Annotated in this window: 11 protein-coding genes and 8 pseudogenes; 12 read left to right on the top strand and 7 right to left on the bottom strand. The window is 67.4% G+C overall.

What is annotated here, in order from left to right:
- The first annotated feature begins 5 nt into the window (after positions 1-5).
- On the top strand, positions 6-1,265 hold the full coding sequence (locus Q4V64_RS53845) for an IS4 family transposase (RefSeq protein WP_124445729.1): 1,260 nt from the start codon (positions 6-8) through the stop codon (positions 1,263-1,265).
- A gap of 181 nt (positions 1,266-1,446) precedes the next feature.
- Here Q4V64_RS53845 and Q4V64_RS53840 read toward each other — a convergent pair.
- A pseudogene (locus tag Q4V64_RS53840) lies at positions 1,447-2,187 on the bottom strand (reverse transcriptase N-terminal domain-containing protein); the annotation flags it as partial.
- 654 nt (positions 2,188-2,841) lie between these two features.
- Positions 2,842-3,099 (bottom strand): annotated as a pseudogene (locus tag Q4V64_RS55950) (transposase); the annotation flags it as partial.
- Between the two features lie 431 nt (positions 3,100-3,530).
- Between Q4V64_RS55950 and Q4V64_RS53830 the strand changes: the two are divergent.
- Positions 3,531-3,951 (top strand): annotated as a pseudogene (locus Q4V64_RS53830) (IS30 family transposase); the annotation flags it as partial.
- 134 nt (positions 3,952-4,085) lie between these two features.
- Here the strand turns inward: Q4V64_RS53830 and Q4V64_RS53825 are convergent.
- Positions 4,086-5,354, bottom strand: coding sequence for a lipase (locus tag Q4V64_RS53825; protein WP_253267580.1), 1,269 nt, complete (start codon positions 5,352-5,354; stop codon positions 4,086-4,088).
- Between the two features lie 401 nt (positions 5,355-5,755).
- Here Q4V64_RS53825 and Q4V64_RS53820 point away from each other — a divergent pair, with 401 nt between their 5' ends.
- Both Q4V64_RS53820 and Q4V64_RS53815 read left to right on the top strand, forming a co-directional pair.
- Positions 5,756-6,112, top strand: coding sequence for a hypothetical protein (locus Q4V64_RS53820; protein ID WP_124445830.1), 357 nt, complete (start codon positions 5,756-5,758; stop codon positions 6,110-6,112).
- A gap of 712 nt (positions 6,113-6,824) precedes the next feature.
- On the top strand, positions 6,825-7,184 hold the full coding sequence (locus tag Q4V64_RS53815) for a hypothetical protein (protein ID WP_172629649.1): 360 nt from the start codon (positions 6,825-6,827) through the stop codon (positions 7,182-7,184).
- 9 nt (positions 7,185-7,193) lie between these two features.
- Here Q4V64_RS53815 and Q4V64_RS53810 read toward each other — a convergent pair.
- Positions 7,194-7,515: pseudogene (locus Q4V64_RS53810) on the bottom strand (transposase); the annotation flags it as partial.
- Positions 7,516-7,557: 42 nt separating this feature from the next.
- The gene (locus tag Q4V64_RS53805; RefSeq protein WP_303715332.1) at positions 7,558-9,741 is read right to left on the bottom strand and encodes a GDSL-type esterase/lipase family protein; all 2,184 of its coding nucleotides are present in this window, start codon (positions 9,739-9,741) and stop codon (positions 7,558-7,560) included.
- Between the two features lie 497 nt (positions 9,742-10,238).
- On the opposite strand from Q4V64_RS53805, the pseudogene Q4V64_RS53800 reads away from it, so the two are divergent.
- A pseudogene (locus tag Q4V64_RS53800) lies at positions 10,239-10,586 on the top strand (transposase); the annotation flags it as partial.
- Here the strand turns inward: Q4V64_RS53800 and Q4V64_RS53795 are convergent.
- Positions 10,581-11,027: a hypothetical protein gene (locus Q4V64_RS53795; protein WP_253267557.1), complete on the bottom strand. Its 447-nt coding sequence runs from the start codon at positions 11,025-11,027 to the stop codon at positions 10,581-10,583. The pseudogene Q4V64_RS53800 and the gene Q4V64_RS53795 overlap by 6 nt on opposite strands.
- Positions 11,028-11,219: 192 nt before the next feature.
- Here Q4V64_RS53795 and Q4V64_RS53790 point away from each other — a divergent pair, with 192 nt between their 5' ends.
- The 7 genes and pseudogenes from Q4V64_RS53790 to Q4V64_RS53760 all read left to right on the top strand — a co-directional run bounded on the left by Q4V64_RS53790 (position 11,220) and on the right by Q4V64_RS53760 (position 17,759).
- A complete protein-coding gene (locus Q4V64_RS53790; RefSeq protein ID WP_303708850.1) occupies positions 11,220-12,500 on the top strand; it encodes an IS701 family transposase in 1,281 nt (426 codons plus the stop codon).
- A 473-nt stretch (positions 12,501-12,973) separates the two neighbouring features.
- Positions 12,974-13,554, top strand: a pseudogene (locus Q4V64_RS53785) (transposase); the annotation flags it as partial.
- Between the two features lie 125 nt (positions 13,555-13,679).
- Entirely contained in the window at positions 13,680-14,708 is a 1,029-nt protein-coding gene (locus Q4V64_RS53780; protein ID WP_124445575.1) for a DUF2332 domain-containing protein, read from the top strand.
- 306 nt (positions 14,709-15,014) lie between these two features.
- Complete coding sequence (locus Q4V64_RS53775; protein ID WP_301184636.1) at positions 15,015-15,587, top strand: winged helix-turn-helix domain-containing protein; 573 nt, start codon at positions 15,015-15,017, stop codon at positions 15,585-15,587.
- Positions 15,503-16,069, top strand: coding sequence for a transposase (locus tag Q4V64_RS53770; protein WP_303715851.1), 567 nt, complete (start codon positions 15,503-15,505; stop codon positions 16,067-16,069). Before Q4V64_RS53775 ends, Q4V64_RS53770 begins: the two co-directional genes overlap by 85 nt.
- A gap of 45 nt (positions 16,070-16,114) precedes the next feature.
- Positions 16,115-17,327, top strand: a pseudogene (locus Q4V64_RS53765) (IS256 family transposase).
- A 48-nt stretch (positions 17,328-17,375) separates the two neighbouring features.
- Positions 17,376-17,759, top strand: a complete 384-nt coding sequence (locus Q4V64_RS53760) for a VOC family protein (protein WP_303715329.1) — start codon at positions 17,376-17,378, stop codon at positions 17,757-17,759.
- A gap of 57 nt (positions 17,760-17,816) precedes the next feature.
- On the opposite strand, the pseudogene Q4V64_RS53755 reads toward Q4V64_RS53760, so the two are convergent.
- Positions 17,817-18,260: pseudogene (locus Q4V64_RS53755) on the bottom strand (IS5 family transposase); the annotation flags it as partial.
- Positions 18,261-18,453 lie beyond the last annotated feature (193 nt).

The raw sequence follows: 18,453 nt of genomic DNA, 5'->3' as shown, positions 1-18,453 counted from the left end.
TCTTCATGGGTGGGGTTCGGGGTAGCTCGGCGGTTTCCGGTACGCGGTTGACGGACCGGGTGGGTATCGGGGTTCTGACGCGTCTGGTCGACCGGGATCTGGTCGATGAAGTATTGGCTGAGACGGGCCGGTTCGAGAAGCGGTCCCGCCTGCTGCCGGCCCGCGTTGTCGTCTACTACGTCATGGCTCTGTGCCTGTTTTTCGGTGAGTCGTACGAGGAAGTCATCCGTCTACTCGTCAATGGCCTACGGTTCCTGGGGACATGGCGCAAGGACTGGAAGGTCCCCACGACAAGTGCGATTTCCCAGGCGCGTCGGCGTCTGGGACCGGATCCTTTGCGGGTCTTGTTCGAGCGGGTGGCTCTGCCGTGTGCTCAGCGGGGCACGCAAGGAGCCTGGCTGGGCCGGTGGCGGCTGATGGCCATCGACGGGTTCGTGCTGGACATTCCCGATACGCCGGCGAATGACGCGGAGTTCGGACGCTCCGGCGGGACGAAGAACCCCGCTCCTTTCCCGCAGGTGAAAGTCGTGGGACTTGGCGAATGCGGGACCCACGCTGTGGTGGCCGCCCGGCTGGGGCCCTGGCGTGTGGACGAGGGCGCCCTCGCAAAAGAACTCGTCACCGACTTCGAGCCGGGCATGCTGATCACCGCTGACCGGGGATTTTACGCCTACCGCCTGTGGGAGGCCGCCGCCGCGACCGGCGCGGATCTGCTGTGGCGCATGCCCGACGGACCTCATCTCCCGGTAGTCCGGCCGCTGAAAGACGGATCGTACGAGTCCTTTCTGCTCGACCCAAAAGTCAGGAACCGGCGCGGGAACCAGCGTTACCGCGGATCTGCGCGTATCGAGGAGCCGTCCGGGATCCCGGTCCGTGTCGTCGAGTACGAAGTGACCAACCGTGAAGGGAAAGGCGAGATCTTCTGCCTGATCACCACGATCATGGATCCCGACGAGGCCAGCGCCGCCGAACTCGCGGCCGCTTACGCAGAACGCTGGGAACTCGAATCCAGCCTCGACGAGATCAAGACCCATCAGCGCGGCCGGGGCGGCGTCCTGCGCTCGAAAACACCGGACATGATCGAGCAGGAGATCTGGGCACTCCTACTGACCCATTACGCGGTCCGACATCTGATGTGCGAGGCAGCAGACCAGGCCGACATCGACCCCGACAGGCTGTCCTTCATCAGATCACTGCGCATCATCCGCCGCCAGGTCACCGACCAGGCGGGCTTTTCCCCCTCAGCGTCTCACGGAAGCTCTTGAAACAGCCCGCACAGAAATCCTCGAAAGACTCAACCCGCGACGCCGGCACCGTACCAGCCCACGAGCCGTCAAACGCGTCCACGTCCACGCCTACAGGAAGAAACTCCGCACCGAAACCACCATCCACCACCCCGACCCACCCGACATCAAAATCCTCGCCGTTTCTTAACTACGCGGCATTGCCTTGAGGGGTGCCTTCGTCCGTCCGCGTCAAGCGGCCTTCTTCAACCACGCCAGCCCGCAGCCATGTCCTGATCATGGTCCGACCAGGGAACAGGCCCAGGGCTTCCAGAAGCTGAGCGTGGTTGATCCGGTCGAAGGCTGCCGCGAGGTCTGCGTCGAGCACCCACAAACGTGAGGCTCCTTTGGCCCCCAACGTGTTGTAGATGGCCTCGATCGCATCATGGCAACCCCGACCAGGACGGAATCCGTATGACCTCGGCTCGAAACGCGCTTCCCGCTCGGGTTCTAATGCATTCTTCACCCGGGCTTGAAGTACGCGGTCGATGATCACAGGGATCCCGAGAGGTCGCTTCTTTCCGTTGGCCTTCGGGATGAACACGCGCTTGACCGGACGAGCCCTCCAGGGATGCTCAAACCGTTGAACTCGGACCGCGAGGCGGCCTCGCTCTTTCGGCGTGAGCGCAGTTTCCCCATCGATGCCCGCGGTCATGCGTCCCGCGCTCTGCTGCGTCACCCTCTTGACACTGATCAGCGTGTTGGAGTGACTTCGCAGCATGAGTTTTTGCAGATTGCGAACCTTCTTCAGGTCGCCTTCCTGAGTCGCCTTGAAGATTCTTCGTCTCAGTCGCCGTACATGGTCCTCGCACGCGGCCCAGTCAATGCTGTGCCAGTCGATTCGCACGTCCTCCGGTCCGTTCGCACGGGAAGAACGGCGGGACTCACTACCCTGTCGAGCCATCAGCCCCTCCCTGCGTCCAACTTGCCCTTCGGCTCTGGCTTCTTCACCAGATCTCTTCAAAGGCTCACCCGGCCCACGTGGGCGCCCTTTCGGGCCGGGCCACTCGGACCCGTATCCGACGGGTTATACGGTGGCGGGCGCCGTCCGATTTCCCCTGGCCTTTCGGCCTGTCGGCATTTGCTTCTTGGGCCATCCTGTTCCCGCCGGGGAATTGATCCTCCCTCACGGTCGGACAACCGGGAACTATCCCGGACCCCGACGGGGTTTCCACGTTCCGCACTGACAAGATGCGACTGGGGTGGGCGCCTCCTCTACCCCGGGACCGGTGGTGTCCTGCCCTCGCCGGCGAGTCCACGAGGGTCACCTGGCGTTCTTCCACGCCGAGTCCTGAAGCTGCCGCTTGCGTCACCATCGCGCAGCTTATGCAATCACGAGGCATAGCCGGGGATTCGCTTTCGCTCGCCCGTCCAGTCTTCCCCTTTACTTGTTGCCTCCCGATGGCCGGGACGCTCTTGAGCGTGATCGTCCAGCTTCACACCCCGCCGTTACCAGCGACGCATGTGGACGCAGGGGACAGGCCATGGACACTGGCCTGGGCTTCATCAACTCCTTTCTTTCGTCTGCCACTTGATCCGTGCGACCTCGTGTCGCACCCCGCCACTTGATGCCGTTGTCGACGAGATAGCGCACGGCGTCGATCATCTGCCGGTGGCAGTAGCCCTCCGGACGGCCGCCCCGGCCCGCCAGCCATCCCGGCACCGGCAGCAGATCCCGCACCAGTGCCCACTCCGCATCGCTCATGTCCGAGCTATACCGGGGCCGGCGCTCTGGCCGGTCAGCCGCGTTCCCGAACCGATGGGCGAGACAGTCACACCCAGGAGTGGACGGACTGGACCCGGCAACCACGACCACGCGACACTTCGACAACAGGGCCTCTTGCTTCTCGCTGGACTCGACAACCGCGAGCTACCAAGAGGCCCTTCCTTCATGCCCCGACGTCAACCAACTCACCCGATCCATGACCCTGTTCGAACCAGAGCGAGCACACGAACGGATAGAGAACGGCCAGTCAGACCCGTGCCGGATCGTGCGGGGAATCACGGGGAACACCGGGCATGGAGACGGTCAGCCGACCAGGCATCGATGCTGCTCCGTCGCAGGTCTCCTCTGCAATCGTCCCCAGGCAACCCGAGCTTCCCAAGCTGAAAGCGCTATGCGGTGACCAACGTTTCCACTTCTCTCATCTGGGCAGCTCGGCTGTGTGGTTGCGGCTACCTTCCGTGAGGGCTCACACCGTGCCAGCGTGTCGGACAGTGCCTGGCATCCTCGGCCGCAGGAAGCACTCCGCGATCGCCACTCTGGTCGACCGCAGCACCCGACCCGTTACCTGATGCTGATCCACCTGCCCGACGGCTACAACTCCGCAGCCGCGCGCGACGCCCCCATCGCCACCCTCGAGACCTTGCCGCCCCTCCTGAAGCGGTCCCTGACCTGGGATCAGGGCACCGAGATGGCCGCTCACCACGGCTTCAGCCTCGCTACCAACATCCCGGTCTACTTCTGCGATCCCGGCAGTCCCTGGCAGCGAGGCTCGAACGAGAACACCAACGGCCTGCTACGGCAGTACTTCCCCAAGGGCACCGACCTGTCCAAGCACACCCCTGAGGACCTTCGAGCCGTCGCCGCCGAGCTCAACAGCCGCCCGGGCAAGACGCTCGGCTGGCAACCCCAGCCGAGCGTCTGTCTAAACTGCTCGCAGCTTGATCAACTCACCACAGTGTTGCAAGCTCCCTACAGCGGACCCCTCACCCGAGGGACGGGCCGGGGAGAAGCTGTTTCTGCACCCGGGCGAGTGATAGTGAAGCCTCCGACAGCGGAACACCCGGTAGACGGCCCGCCTACCGCAGGGAGTGGAACCACCTCACCACGGCGGCGGTTCCCGCCTGCTGGGAACCCAGGTGGCGTGAGCCGCCGTAGTCAGGGGTGCCGAGGTCGATCGGCGGGGCATGGACGCCGCGGGCGCGCAGGGCGGCGTGGCAGCGGGCGGTGTTCGCGGTGACGGCCTGCTCGTCGCCGTCGGCGTAGTAGAGCCGGATCGGAGCGCGCGGCGTCCAGTCGGTGCACACGCCGTCGGCGATCCGCAGAGCGGCCGCCAGCCGTTCGGTGGGATGGGCCAGCATCGCCCGGCCTTTGGGTGTGAGCAGCGCGTCGATGGAGTCCGGGGTGCCCGCCTCGACCTCCTGACCGGTGTGTGTGCCGTCCAGCAGATCTTCGATCGTCTGGTCGTACGGCGCGCGGAACACCTGGGCCGGCGTGTCGTACAGGTGGTGCAGGCGGTTGAAGGCGACCAGGATCAGCGCCGTGTAGATCACGCTTGCCTTCGGCTCCGTCTGCCCGGCCAGCAGCGCGGGCAGTTCCGCGTCGCGGAACGCGTACGCGCCGCTGATGGGCGCCACAGCTCGCAGCCGGAACCATCCGTCGGCGCCTTCCTGCAGCGACCGGGCCAGTCCCAGTGCCGCCGAGGCGCCCTGTGAAAAGCCGGTGACCAGTACCTCGCGCCGCAGCTCCCGGCCCTTCGCCGTCGCGACGGCGCGGGAGGCGCGCAGCATATCCAGGGCGGCCGTCGTCTCCGAGGGCACGTCCATCCAGGGGTGCGGGCCGGGGCCCAAGCCCAACCCGAGGTAGTCGGGGAGCACCGTGGCGAATCCGGCGGAGGCGTAGGTCAGGGCGGGGGCCTGGTCCCAGACGCTGGTCGAGACGGAGGCGACATCGCCCTTGAACAGTTCGGTGCCGTGCGTGAAGGACACGGTGCGCAGCCGCCGCTCACCGCTCTGAGGCAGGGCCAGCAGTCCGCTGGCCGCCGTGGACCGGCCATGAGAGTCAACTGTGCGGTACACGATCCGGAAGGTGTCCAGACCGTACCGTACGGCGCCGGTGTCCCAGGCCCCCGCCTTGTCCCCCGCCAGCTCGGCCGCGACCTCGCGGGCGGTGAGCGTGCGCAGGTGCTCGACCGACACGAGCGGGCCCCGCGATAAGTCCGTCGCAACGGGCGCGACAGCGGCGGCCCGGGGTTTCTCTGTTGTGTTTTCGACCACGGCCGTCGTGCCGCTCGCCGTCAGCGCCACCGACACCGCCGAGACCATCAGTATCCTGCTCATTCGCTTCATGCCGTGACCGTACGTATCCGCCGACAGAACCGACCATCCGGCCAACCCTCCGGCGTGTGTGGGGTCTTCCCGAGAGTGCGTTCGGTGCTCGCCGTCGCTGTCCGACGACGGCGTTCCCCGCCAACTTGATCCGGCAACCTGCAGCGACCTCGACGCCGTCACCGCCGAACTCAACAGCCGTCCACGCAAGACGCTCGGCTGGGAACCCCCAGCCGAGCGTCTGTCCAAACTGCTCGCGGTTTGCAACTTACCGGGCAACGACCCCTGGAATGCGCCCGACGGACCCGACCATGAGGCCGACCACGACTCTCGCCGCACTGCACGCAGCCCGACCACGGCTGGTCAGCGCGGTGTGAGGTTCTCCTTCCTGGCGCCTCCACCCGACCGAGTAGGTCCGGCGCATGGCGACCATCAACGAGGTGCTGGCGGCGCTCACCGAACTGCGCAGCGATCTGGAAACCCACGCCTGGCAGCCCGATGAGTACGAGCACGACCTGGCGACAGCGATGCGCGCGGAAGGCGGGGCCAGCGCCCACGCCGTACGCGTCGGGCTGCGCGCGGCCGGCCCCGAGGTCTCCCGCGGGCGACTCGCACCGGTCGCAGCACGATGCGCCGCGATCTTGGACTCCCCGACCCGCGCCACGTCGCAGGACGGACGCGAACTGCGGCTCACCCTGGACGACGTCCTGGACCTGGTCGTGCGCGCGACCGGCGACCAGCTCCAGACCCTGGGCACCGTTCGCAGGGCGACACCGTGACCAGCCCGCCCGGCCGGCGCCTCACCTCATAAGGCCCGGTGTTGCGGTAGATGTTGCGCGGAGTGTTGCGGTAGATGTTGCGCCGGCCTTCACAGCGCCCTGGAGTCCGCCCAGGTCACCACGGGCGTACGGCTTGGTCGGGCCGCTGACATCCCCGTTGCGCCCCCTTCGCCCATGCCCTGGTTGGAGTTGAGGATGAGGGAGGGCGGGATGGGCGGCGCGGACGCAGCCGGGGATTGGGGCGCTCTCACCGGTGTTGCGCGTCGGCCGGTGCCGCCGCGCTGCGCCGCCGTCAGTGCGGCGGTGACGTCAGGTGGGGGATGTCAGTGGGTTGGAGGTCGGGGCGGGCAGCTGGTACCAGGCACGCATTCGTGACTGGCGCTATTCCTCTCCCTGCACCTGGTCGGGGCTCTGGTGTTAGTGGCTGTATGTCCGTTTCGTTGCGATCGCTGCCAGGGTGCCCGGGGTGAGGGAGACAGCCATCACGGCTGTTATGGGCGCGGGGCTTTGGGTGCCGAGCAGTCCGACCACGGGAGAGGCGGCTGCACCGAGGCTGAGTGTCCGCTTCCTGACAACCGCCCCCGTCCTGGCCCCCCCCAATCCAGGACGGGGGCGGTTCCGCGCTGGCAGCTTGCTGTCCGGGGGCGTTCGGGGCAGTGGCGGCGTGGCCAGACTGATCCGGTAAGTACCGGATCGTAGTTAGGAGTGCTTCATGCGCATGTCCATCGCCAAGGGCGGGGCCGTCGCCGCCGCGGCGTGCGCCACGCTCGCGCTCGGTGCCGCTCCGTCGGGTGCCGCGACGAGTACCCTGCAGCGGGCCGCCTGCGAGGCCAACGGCACGCAGTTCTACTTCGTCGCCGTGTTCAGCGGCTCCACCTGTTTTAAGGGCCACGGTGACCTCGACTCTCCGATGACGCTGCCCATGTGGAAGCCGGGCCCCTGGGGCGCCGGGCAGAACACCGGCTGGTTCAGCTACGACGACGCCAACGGCGTGGAGCAGCGGGTGTACTTCACCAAGGGGCAGACGGGCACCGCTCCGTACGTGTACATCAAGCACCTGCACATCGACTGACAGGTCGGCTACGACGCGACGAACCTGGACGGCGGTCATCGTCGTTCGGGCCGAGCCGGACCGCGTCCAGCAGCTGGCAGCACGAGGTGCGGCCGGTCTCCAGGACCGCGACGAACGAGTACGGCCAGCCGGGAATGAACTGGTCGCTGGAGCGTCCGTTCCGGTCGTAGACGTGGCAGAACAGTCGCTCGGGACTGCACGGGGCGTCCGACCGCAGCCAGTTGGTCACGTCGACCGCCAGGACGAGCCGGTTGTCCGCCGCCTTGGGCTGCGGCAGCATCGCCAGCGTGTGCCGCAGCCCGGGCACCTCGATGCGCCCGCAGTTCAGCGCATGCTTCGATACTCGACGTGAAAGTCGCAGTTGAGCCAAATATTAGTAAGCATCAGCTTTGAATTCGGGGGGCGGGCCCGATGCCGAGTTGGTCTTCGTGGGCGGCCCTGTGTTCAGTCTCGGTGTCGGACGGGCCGCGAGATAGGCGTTCCAGTCGCGAGTAGCTCGGCGGGTCCACTTGAGTGCCGCGGTGATGCTGAGACCAAGAGTCTCGCTGAGCACTGAGGCGGGCAGGTCAGCTGCGAGGGCGAGCGGCGCAGTGTTCCGGCCGGTACGCGCTGGCAGCTCATGGAGGCGCAGTTTGCGCGCGAGATCGGCTGCTGAGCGGTGTGTCCCGGCGGCGTACCCAGGGAAAAGCCAGGCGGTTCGTGGGGGAACGCGGCCGATCGCCGAGTTCGGCTCGGCGCGTTCTGCTTGGCGAAGCAGAAGCTGGTAGACCACGGGCGGCAGCGCTGCGGGATGCGTGCCCATGAGCAGTCGCGGCTCGATGCCGTCGGTGAGGTCGGAGCGAGTGAGAGTAGCGATCCGCGTGATCGGCATCCCGTACAGCAGCACCAGGGCGCCTGTGGCTCGCACATCAGCGGGCAACGCCTCGTCATGCAGGCAGCGTTGCAACTGCGTCCAGTGCTCGGTCTCCGTCCACCAGCGGTGGGGCTCATCTCGCGGACGGTCAGGCACCTCATGCTTGCCGGTGAGGCGACGCTGGTGGGCCCAGCGAAGGAAGAGCCGGACATGCCGGCGATCCCGGCTCTCCGACAGCCACATGTCGACGTCCGTTTGCGTGAGGTCGGCCAGCGGGATGTTGTGGTCGAGGACGTGCCAGTGGAAGGCGGACTGGAACTCGGCGACGTTGTCGGTCTGGATGACCTCGACCTGGAACGGCAGGCGCTGGATGACGTAGTCGAGGAACTGGATCGCGGTGTTCTGGTCCAGCGTCGGGTAGATCCGCAGGACGCGCAGACGGGTGCAGTCGTCGATCGCGGTGAACTGGAAGTACTTGTTGCGGCCGCCGCGGCGGCCCTGGGGCATTGAGGCGAGGGGCTCGATGAACTTCACGTCGATCTGGACGCGGTGGCCGGGCAGTTGCTTCTCGTACCGTTTCCGTCGGCGGTCGTGACGCTTGTAGCGCTGTGAGGCCGGCAGGCGGCCCATGTCCAGGCGGTTGAGGATGCGCCAGACGCCGGACTTGCTGATGGTGACGTCGTGGTACCGCTTGAGGTACATGGCGATCTCCTCGGGCCCGAAGTGGTAGTTCTGCCGCAGATGGATGATCTTCCCGACCACCTCGACGTGCGTCGCGTTGGGGCTGTGCTTCGGTGCCTTGGAGCGGGTGCGCAGCCCGTCGGCTCCCTCGGCCTGGTAGCGGCGGTACCAGGTGTAGTACGCCTGCCACCTGTCGCCTGCTGGCCCCTGCTCCCTCTCGGGCCCTTGCAGGTGCTCGGCGATCGCGTCCGCCACAGCGCGCATTCCGGCGCTGTTGGGATGGAAGGCTCCGACGACGGTGGAAGGGCGAAGTCGTTCGGGGAGTCCGGTCACCCATGGTTCGGTCGATCCGAGAGCGTGTTCCTGGCTGCGCGGCCGCATCGCGACGAGTTCCGCCCCGGAGCGGGCGGCGGCGCGGGTGAAGACGTCGGCGACCTGGTCGCCCAGTCGGCGGAACTCCTCCAGAGTCGCTGCCTCGAAGGGTGTCGCGCGGCTGTGGCGGGTGTCGGGTCCGACGACCGTGAGGTAGTCGACCAGGAGCACCCGCGCGCGCTCGACTCTGCGTCGCGTTTCCTCCACGATGAGGACGAGACCGGCCGCCGCCCGTTCGACGTCGGCCTCCGACGGTCGCGGCACGCTCTTCCGCTTCAGTGCGGTGCCCAGCGGCCGGAAGAGGGTGTGGGCAGAGAACCGGCCCGCCACGCCCAGCCGCAACATGCTGCCGATGTAGCCGAGGTCGTTGCCACCGGCGGTGATCGTCACCAGGTCGGCGTCCTCCGGCAGACCGGCCAGCTGGGGCGGAAAGGTGTGGAGCAGCACGCGTTGGGGGGTGGTGGTGATCGTGTCGGTGGTCGCTCCGCTCACGGTGAGGTCCGTGAGTTCGGCACCGAGCCGTTCGGCCAGCAGGTGCGGGTAGTTCCGCGCCGAGCGGTTCGCCCGGCGGTCGGCGACCGGCTCGATGCCGGGACCCGCAGCGTACGAGCTTCCCATCGCCGCGATCCGCCGGATCTGTGTGCCCGTCATCAGGGGTTCCTCCTTCGATGGTTGAGTGTGGTCTGCGCTGTCTCGCGCTCGGGTCACCGACTGCGCACCTGCGGGGGCCGATTCCCGTCTCCTCCACGGCGATCGGCCGGGTCGCCGGTGCCGCTGCGAGCAGGAGACGGGCCAGTGCCTGCCCCTGCGGATCTGCACGGCATGAGTCGCGCCGAGTTCGCCGATCACACGCATCGCGTCGTACCACCGCACGGGGCGGGCGACGGACCGGGCAAGGTCGTCGAGCACGGCGCCGACGTCCTGGTGGATGCGGCGGCCCCGCACGTCGGTCAGGTAGGGCACGTGCTGCGGGCGATGCGGAACACTGGCGAGGTACTCGGCCAGGGGCGGCCACAGGCTCCTGAAGCGGGCAGTGGGAGGCCACAGCCATGTCCAGGCGCTGCCAGCGACGCGCGCCCAGGCCGGGGGCCGGGGCCTGGGCCCGTGGGAGCGCGACCACGGTACCGGACAGGACGCTCTGGTCGGAGATCCGCGTCCCGCGGCTCAGCCGGGGCGGGCCGCGCAAGAAGCCCGACAGTCTCACCGCGGACAAGGCCTACAGCAACGGCCCGTGCCGCGAGTACCTACGACGTCGCGGCATCCGCCACACGATCCCGGAGAAGGCCGACAACCAGGCCGCCCGCCTGCGCAGAGGTTCACGAGGCGGACGGCCACCGGGCTTCGACGAAGACCGCTACAAGAAACGCAACACCGTCGAGCGGGCGATCAACAAGCTCAAGCAGTCCCGGGCCGTGGCGACTCGCCACGACAAGCGCAGCTACGTCTTCCTCGGAACAGTCACCGTGGCAGCGGCGATCATCTGGCTCCGCTCATGACCGACCGGACACGTTCGGCTCAAGCGCAAGGGTTTGGCCAACCGCTGCAAGCAGCTCGAGCGGCAACTCCTTATCCCCCTGTCCAATGGCGAGCCCGAGCCAGCGGCCGGGATCCAGGTGCGGCCACGCCTGCATGCTTCCAGCCAGCTGGCTCAGGCAGTTGATCGGCTCGGACACCGCCTCCCCCTTGAGGCCGGCCCGCAGATACGGCAACAGGTCAACGACGAGCGGCTCGCCCCAGCGTGCCGCAAGAGCTGTGATCAGGGCGTCCAGGTAGGCCCGCAGCTCTGCGTCAGCCTCGCGCGCCGCCTCGCCGTCATAGTCATCCCAGAACTCCTGACTGACACGCAGGATGCGCACACGATGCTCAGGGCCACCGCACCCGGTGTCGTCATAGAAGTTCGCCTCCGGGAAAGGCTGTGCGAGCAGCTCGTCGATCAAGGAAAGGTACTCCTCAAGGGCCGCACTCGAAAGAGATCCGGGCTCAGCGGTCGTCATGAGCGCAGGCTATGCGACTGCGCCGACAAGCAACCCCTGGCCTTACGCACCAAACCTTGATCGCCCGGACAGCAGCTCCTAGTAGGACTCCGTTAGGTCTTCCGGTCGGGCCTGTTCGGGAGCATGTTGGGTTGGGTGGATGCACATGAAGTGAACCGTGTGCGGGCGAAGTTGGCGCTGTTCGTGGCGGATGTGTTCGCCTCGGTGCCGCGGAAGGACCAGCGGGCCAAGGGCGACTGCTACTTGCGCGGACTGATGCTGGACGGTCGGCGCAAGTCCATCCAGGCCATGGCCTCGCGATTACCGGACGGCAACGAGCAGAACCTGCAGCAGTTCGTGAACCAGTCCACGTGGGATCCGGTGCCGGTGCAGCGCAGGATCTGCGAACGGATGCTGCCGCTGATCGGTCCGGCGGCGTGGGTGATCGACGATGTGTCGGTGCCCAAGGACGGCCGGATGTCGGCCGGGGTGGCTCCGCAGTACTGCGGAGCGTTGGGAAAGAGAGCAAACTGCCAGGTCGCGGTCAGTATTCACGCCGCCACCGACACCGCCTCCTGCCCGCTGCAATGGCGTCTGTTCCTGCCTGAGGAGTGGGTATCGGACACCGTCCGCCGGGACCTCGCGCGGATCCCGGCGGACGTCACGCACCGCGAGAAGTGGCGCCTGGCCCTGGACATGCTCGACACGCTCGCCGGCTGGGGCATGAGGCCGCCGGCTGTGGTGGCTGACGCCGCCTACGGCACCAACGCGCATCTGCGAGCCGCATTGTCCGACCGCCAAGTCGCCTACGTGCTGGCCGTCCGCGGCGATGTGACCGCCCATCCGTTGGACGCGGAGCCTGAGGCCCCAGCCCGCAACGGGCATGTCGGCTGCTGGCCACAGCCCCGCTACCGGCATCCAGCACCGTCCTTGGCGGCCCTTGCCGCCGGCCTTGATCAAGACGCATTCACCCCGCTCACCTGGCGGCACGGCTCGAGAGGGGAGTTACGTTCCCGCTTCGCCGCCGTGCGTGTCCGTCCCGCCGGCAAGGCCGTCGAGCGCCCGATCAAAGCTGCGGCCTCGGCCGGACAGGGCTGGTGGGACGGGATCCTGCCCGACTGCTGGCTGCTGGTCGAATGGCCCTCCGGCGCCGAGGCGCCGACCGATTACTGGCTGTCCAACCTGCCGGCCGACACTCCGATCGCCGACCTGGTCCGTCTGGCGAAGGTCCGCTGGCGCATCGAGCACGACTACCGCGAACTCAAGCACGGCCTGGGCCTGGACCACTTCGAAGGGCGTTCCTGGCCGGGCTGGCACCACCACGTCACCCTCGTGACCGCCGCCCACGCCTTCCTCACCGAACAGCGCCTGGCCCCAAAAGTGCCCGGGCCGGTCTCACCCTCTACCAAGTCCTCGAGACCCTCCAGGACGTCTTGAGGTGCTGGACCGGCATCTGCACCACCTGCCACCAAACCCTGCCCACCAGGACCTACACAACGCCAAGATCGAGAAAGACCTAACGGAGTCCTACTAGGGCCCTTCTGATGGATCTCCGTGGGAGAAGGAGCGGCGTTCGGTGCGTGCTCTCGGCGCTCCGGGTGGAAGCCCTCGTAGCTCCGCTACGAGGGCTTTTGTCCGGTGCGGCGAGAGTGCGTGCCGGGCGTCGCGACGCCACGGAGATCCATCAGAAGGGCCCTAGCTGGGGCGGCCTGCCGGTGCGCGGCGAGGGCGCGACGGTAGCCCCCGCACGCCGGTCTACCTGGTCCTCACCGCCCATAGGCGCGGCCGGGGACTCCGGGGCGACGGCAGCCGAATCAGGGGCGGGCATGGCGCCCGGCGACAGGATTCGCAGGCGCGACCGTACGGCCCGCCGCGGCGTTGGCAGCCGCGATGATCCGGAGCTGCTCCACCTGATGCGTGACTGCGCCCGCCGGGGCATGCGCGCCCCGGTCCTCGCTGTCGGGGACGGTGCCTTGGGCTTCTGGAAGGCGCTGGCCGAGGTGTTCCCCGACACCGCGAGCAAAGGTGCTGGGATCACAAAACGGCCAATGTCCTCGACTCCATGTCCGCACAGCCGGGCGCGAAGAAGGCCATCCAGGGCATCTACAACGCCGAGGACCGCGACCACGCCGAGGCGGCGATCAAGACGTTCGCCAAGCTCTACGGCGCGAAGTTCCCCAAGGCCGTCAAGAAGATCACCGACGATCAGGACCAGCTGCTGGCGTTCTATGACTTTCCGGCCGAACACTGGATCCACCTGCGGACCACGAACCCCATCGAGTCGACCTTCTCCACCGTCCGGCTGCGGACCAAGGTCACCCGCGGCGCCGGCTCCCGCACCGCCGCCCTCGCCATGGTCTTCAAGCTCGTCGAGTCCGCCCAACAGGGGTGGCGGGCGGTAAACGCACCCCATCTCGTCGCCCTCGTCCGCGCCGGAGCCCGCTTCGAACGCGGAGTCCTGGTGGAACGCGAGCAGTGCACCGCAGCCTGATTGTCTGGCGCACATGTGCAAGAACGAGGCCGACCGGCCCGCCACTGTGTCTCTCGTAACACCCACTCGCCGCGTCCAGGCCCTCAACATCGGGCAGGAACCTGATCACCAGAGGAGAAGAGCGAATGAGGAGCCAGGGGAGCAGCACCCCCACCCCGGACATCGACCTGGGGACGATCGCGCACGAATACCGGCTCTTCGCCGAGCGCCAGGCGAAGGGCCACTCGCCCGTCTACGAGGCGTTGAGCGTTGCGGTTGCCGGCGACGAGAGGCTCCTCGCGCTGCTCCACACACTTCCGCCCGTCAAGCGCCAGCCCAACCTGCTGCTCGCTGCCGCACGCCGCCTCGGCGTACCCCTCGACTCGACCAGCGAGTTTTTGACATGGGTGGTGACCCACTGGGACGAGTTGAGCTCCCTCATGCTCGTCCGACTGACGCAAACGAACGAAAGCGCCCGGTGCGCCACCTTGCTGCCGGTTCTGGCCACACTGCCGCAGCCGCTGGCGCTGATAGAGGTCGGAGCCTCGGCCGGGCTCTGTCTTTACCCGGACCGGTACCGCTACATCTATGACCAGAGTCAGCCATTCGGCCCTGCGGACAGCCCGGTCATCTTTCCTTGCCGTACCACCGGACCGGTTCCGATCCCGCGTCAGCTGCCCGACGTCGTCTGGCGGACTGGGGTCGACCTCAACCCACTCGACCCCTCCGATCCCGAAGACACCAGCTGGCTGGAGAGCCTGGTCTGGCCGGATCAGACCGAGCGCCTGCAACGGCTGCGCGGTGCCCTCAATGTGGCACGGGCCGAGCCCGCGCACATAGTCCGCGGCGACCTGAACGAGGCAGTGAGCAGACTGGTGGCTCAGGCTCCCACGGGGGCTACGCCCGTGGTCTTCCACAGCGCGGTCCTGGCCTACCTCTCCCCCGACGCACGCGCCCAGTTCGCGCGGACGATGCGGAATCTCCCATGCCGCTGGATCTCGAACGAGTCCCCGAGCGTCTTTCCCGCGCTGCTCGATCTCCTGCCTGAACCGGCCCCGACCGACCGCGCCACTTTCGTGATGGCCCTCGACGAGCGTCCGATCGCATTCACAGGACCCCACGGCGAGCGTCTCCACTGGCTCAGCGATGCCGGCCTGCCTGTTTCCGGCGAATGAGGTGTCCTCACCAATAGAGCGCGACCGAGCCAACTGGTCAGATACCCCAAGGCCCGTGAGCCATGCTCAGGACTTGTGGATCGACCTCGGGTGGGGTGCCTCGTGTGATGCAGAGGGCGTACCTTCCCGAGTGATCGACTCGAGGTCATCGAGCAGGCCCGCGTTACAGCGCGGGTCGGGAAGGCACGCCCGTGCTGAGCGTAGTTACTGACTTCAGCTCGTTGGGGTGAATCTTTGCGAAGCCCCTGAGTGGGTGTGGGTGGGCGGCTGTATCCGTGTGGTGTGAGATATGCGGATGGGGGCGGGCTGACCCCTGCGGGACGTCGGCGCCGGGAGTCGGTTCGGATGCAGGCGGCCGAGTTGTACGAGCAGGAGATCAAGCCGTCGGAGGTCGCACGGCGGCTTCGGGTGAGTGTGAAGTCGGCTTACCACTGGCACCAGTTGTGGCGGGACGGCGGTCGTAAGGCTCTGGCTTCCCGCGGCCCGAGCGGATCACGTTGCCGGCTGTCCCCGCGCTGTCTGGAGAAACTGGCCGCGTACCTCGATGAGGGCCCGGCCGCCCACGGCTGGGTGGAGGACCAGGTGTGGACTGCCGCCCGGGTGGCCACGCTGATCGGCAGGAAGTTTCACGTCTCCTACAGCGTCTCCGGCGCCACGAGGCTGATGCACCGGCTCGGCTTCAGCCCGCAGGTCCCCGCACGCAGAGTCGCCGAGCGCGACGAGCAGGCTGTGACCGCCTGGAAGGAGGCGACCTGGGCGGAGGTAAAAGGGCCCGGGCGGCCTGCGGGGGCTACATCTGCTTCGAGGACGAAGCAGGGTTCACCCGGAAGCCGCCACGGGGACGAACCTGGGGCCGGCGAGGGCGCACCCCGGTCGTGACCGTCAGCGGACGACGCTCGGGGCGTCTGTCGGTGGCCGGGCTGATCGCGATACGGCCGGGCTCGCGCACCCGGCTGTGCCACCGGCTGCGCACCCACCGAGCGGGCGGCAGCGCACGCCGCAGCATGGGCGAGCGGGACTTCATCGCACTCATCGACGGTGTCCACCAGCTCGTCAAGGCGCCGATCGTGCTGGTCTGGGACCGGCTCAACACCCACGTCTCCCACGCCATGCGCGAGCTGACCGCCGAGCGGGAGTGGCTGACGGTGTTCCTGCTGCCCGCCTACTCGCCGGACCTGAATCCCGTCGAGTGGGTGTGGGCGCACGTCAAGCGCAGTCTGGCCAACCTCGCCGTGGTCGCGCTCGACCGGCTCGAAGCCCTCGTACGAAACCGGCTCAAACGCCTCCAGTACCGGCCCGACACCCTCGACGGCTTCATAGCCGGCACCGGCCTGACCCTCAACGAACCCACGTCACCTTGACGAGCCGAAGTCAGTAACGAGGACGGCACCACCAAGACCGGTTCCCTGATCGACGGCATCGCCCGCGAGGGCGCGAGGCGGATGCTCGCCACGGCCCTGGAGGCCGAGGTCAGCCAGTACATAGCCGAGTTGGCAGGCGAGCGCGACGAGGCCGGCCGCCGTCTGGTCGTCCGCAACGGACACCCCTGAGAGTGGACCGTGACCACAGCCGCCGGGCCGGTCATGGTGAAGGCGCCGCGCGTAAACGACAAGCGCGTGGACGAGGCGACAGGAGAGCGCAAGCGGTTCTCGTCGAAAATACTCGCGCCATGGTGCCGGAAATCCCCGAAAGTCGGCGAGGCCCTCCCTCTGCTCTACTTGCACGGACTGTCCTCCGGCGACTTCGTGGCCGCGATGGAACAGCTCCTCGGCTCGGCGGCGGAGCTCTCCCCGGCAACGATCACTCGGCTCACGAAGCAGTGGCAGGACGACCACACCGCCTTCCAGGCCCGCGACCTGTCGGAATCCGACTACGTCTACGTGTGGGCCGACGGCGTCCACCCCAAGGTCCGCCTCGGCCAGGTGCACTCCTGCGCCCTGGTCCTCATGGGCGTGCGCACGGACGGCAGCAAGGAACTCACTCATCGCTCTCGCCGAGGGGCTGCGCGAGTCGATCGAGCCCTGGGCGGATGTGCTGCGTGACTGCCGTCGGCGCGGCATGCGAGATCCCGCACTCGTCGTCGATGACGGCGCGATGGGCCTCTGGCGGGCCCTCGCGGAGGTGTTTCCGCAGGCCAGGCATCAAAGGTGTTGGGTTCACAAAACCCGCAACGTGATCAACGCCCTGCCGAAGTCGGCCCAGCCCGGCGCGAAGAAGGCCCTCCAGGAGATCTACAACGCCGAGGACCGCGACCACGCGGAGAAGGCAGTCCGTGACTTCGAGGGCGTCTACGGCGCGAAGTGGCCGAAGGCGGTGAAGAAGATCATCGGCGAGGTTGACGAACTCCTCGCGTTCTACGACTTCCCCGCTGAGCACTGGGTGCATCTGCGCACGACAAATCCGATCGAGAGCACTTTCAGCACCGTGAAACTCCGGACCAAGGTCACCCGCAGGGCCGGCAGCGCGGTCGCGGCCCTGGCCATGGTGTTCAAGCTGGCCGAGTCCGCCCAGGCTCGCTGGCGCGCGATCACCGCACCCCACCTCGTCGCTCTTGTCCGCAACGGCGCCCGCTTCAAGAACGGTCACCTCGTCGAACGCCCTGAGGCCACCGCAGCCTGATCACCCTTCACGCACGACAAGCACGGGATCATGAGGCAGGCTGCCGGAATGAGATCTCGAACCGGTGGTATGTGGTGGGGAACTGCGATCGAGGCGCCGGACCCCAGCGGCCTGGCGACGTTTTACGCCGAACTCCTCGGTTGGCACATCGGGCACGAGGAGCCGGGCACGGCCATCGTCGCCGCCTCCCCGCAAGGGCCATTCTTCGTGTTCCAGCAGGCGGACGCCTATCGGGCTCCGGTGTGGCCTCCGGTCGAGGGCGAACAGCGCCCGATGATGCACTTCGACTTCCAGGTCGGCGATCTGGATTCGGCGGTCGCCGAGGCAGTGGCCCTGGGCGCCACGCTGGCGGAGTTCCAGCCGCAGGAGAGCGTCCGGGTGCTATTCGACCCGGCCGGACACCCCTTCTGCCTGTGCCTGGACGAGGGATGACCGGCTGGATCGCACGTCACTCGATCCACAACTCTTGACAATGACTCTGCCGCGCCCGTCGGTGATCAGATGGTGTTTGGAGCCGACCCGGCCCCGGTCGACCGGCGACGGGCCTGTGTGGATCCCCCCTTTCAACGCTCGCACGTGGCTGGAGTCGACAACGCAGCGCGACCAGTCGAGCCGCGATGCGGCATTGAGCTCGGCAAGTAGTGCCGCATGCAGTCGTTGCCAGACTCCGGCCTCATTCCAGTCTCGTAGTCGTCTCCTGCAGGTCATGCCCGACCCGAAGCCCATCTCGGTGGGCAGGTACCCACTGAATGCCGGTGTGCAGCACGTACAGGATGCCGCAGAGAACCATCCGATCCGGCACGGGCGGATACCGGAACCGCCGTTGCTTGCACGGCAGCAGCGGTCCGATCTGCTCCCACAGCTCATCCGACACGATCCATGGTGAAGCCCCCATGTGATCAGAATGCTCAGCTGGCCCTGCGGACACCACAACCAGGGCCAAGGCGTCTCACCGCGTCGACCGTTGTTAGCCGGAATACGACATCACCCGTGAAGGGCAAGGGTGCAGTCGCGGATCTGCCAGCCACCTCTCGATGAGACCTGCTGGACTGATCGCGAAACGCGCTGCCTTTCACAGGACGGAACGCCATGCAGGCAACCACTGCCGCTTCAGTCGACGGCAAAC

It is taken from the genome of Streptomyces sp. NL15-2K (genome assembly GCF_030551255.1).
GTDB lineage: Bacteria > Actinomycetota > Actinomycetes > Streptomycetales > Streptomycetaceae > Streptomyces.
This window is presented reverse-complemented; position numbering and strand designations above follow the sequence as displayed.

Bases quoted from the DNA above. Each gene is read 5' to 3' on its own strand.
- Q4V64_RS53820 (WP_124445830.1), top strand. From the start codon at position 5,756: ATGGCGACCATCAACGAGGTGCTGGCGGCGCTCACCGAACTGCGCAGC.
- Q4V64_RS53845 (WP_124445729.1), top strand. From the start codon at position 6: ATGGGTGGGGTTCGGGGTAGCTCGGCGGTTTCCGGTACGCGGTTGACG.
- Q4V64_RS53805 (WP_303715332.1), bottom strand. From the start codon at position 9,741: ATGACGGGCACACAGATCCGGCGGATCGCGGCGATGGGAAGCTCGTAC.
- Q4V64_RS53825 (WP_253267580.1), bottom strand. From the start codon at position 5,354: ATGAAGCGAATGAGCAGGATACTGATGGTCTCGGCGGTGTCGGTGGCG.
- Q4V64_RS53760 (WP_303715329.1), top strand. From the start codon at position 17,376: ATGAGATCTCGAACCGGTGGTATGTGGTGGGGAACTGCGATCGAGGCG.
- Q4V64_RS53815 (WP_172629649.1), top strand. From the start codon at position 6,825: ATGCGCATGTCCATCGCCAAGGGCGGGGCCGTCGCCGCCGCGGCGTGC.
- Q4V64_RS53780 (WP_124445575.1), top strand. From the start codon at position 13,680: ATGAGGAGCCAGGGGAGCAGCACCCCCACCCCGGACATCGACCTGGGG.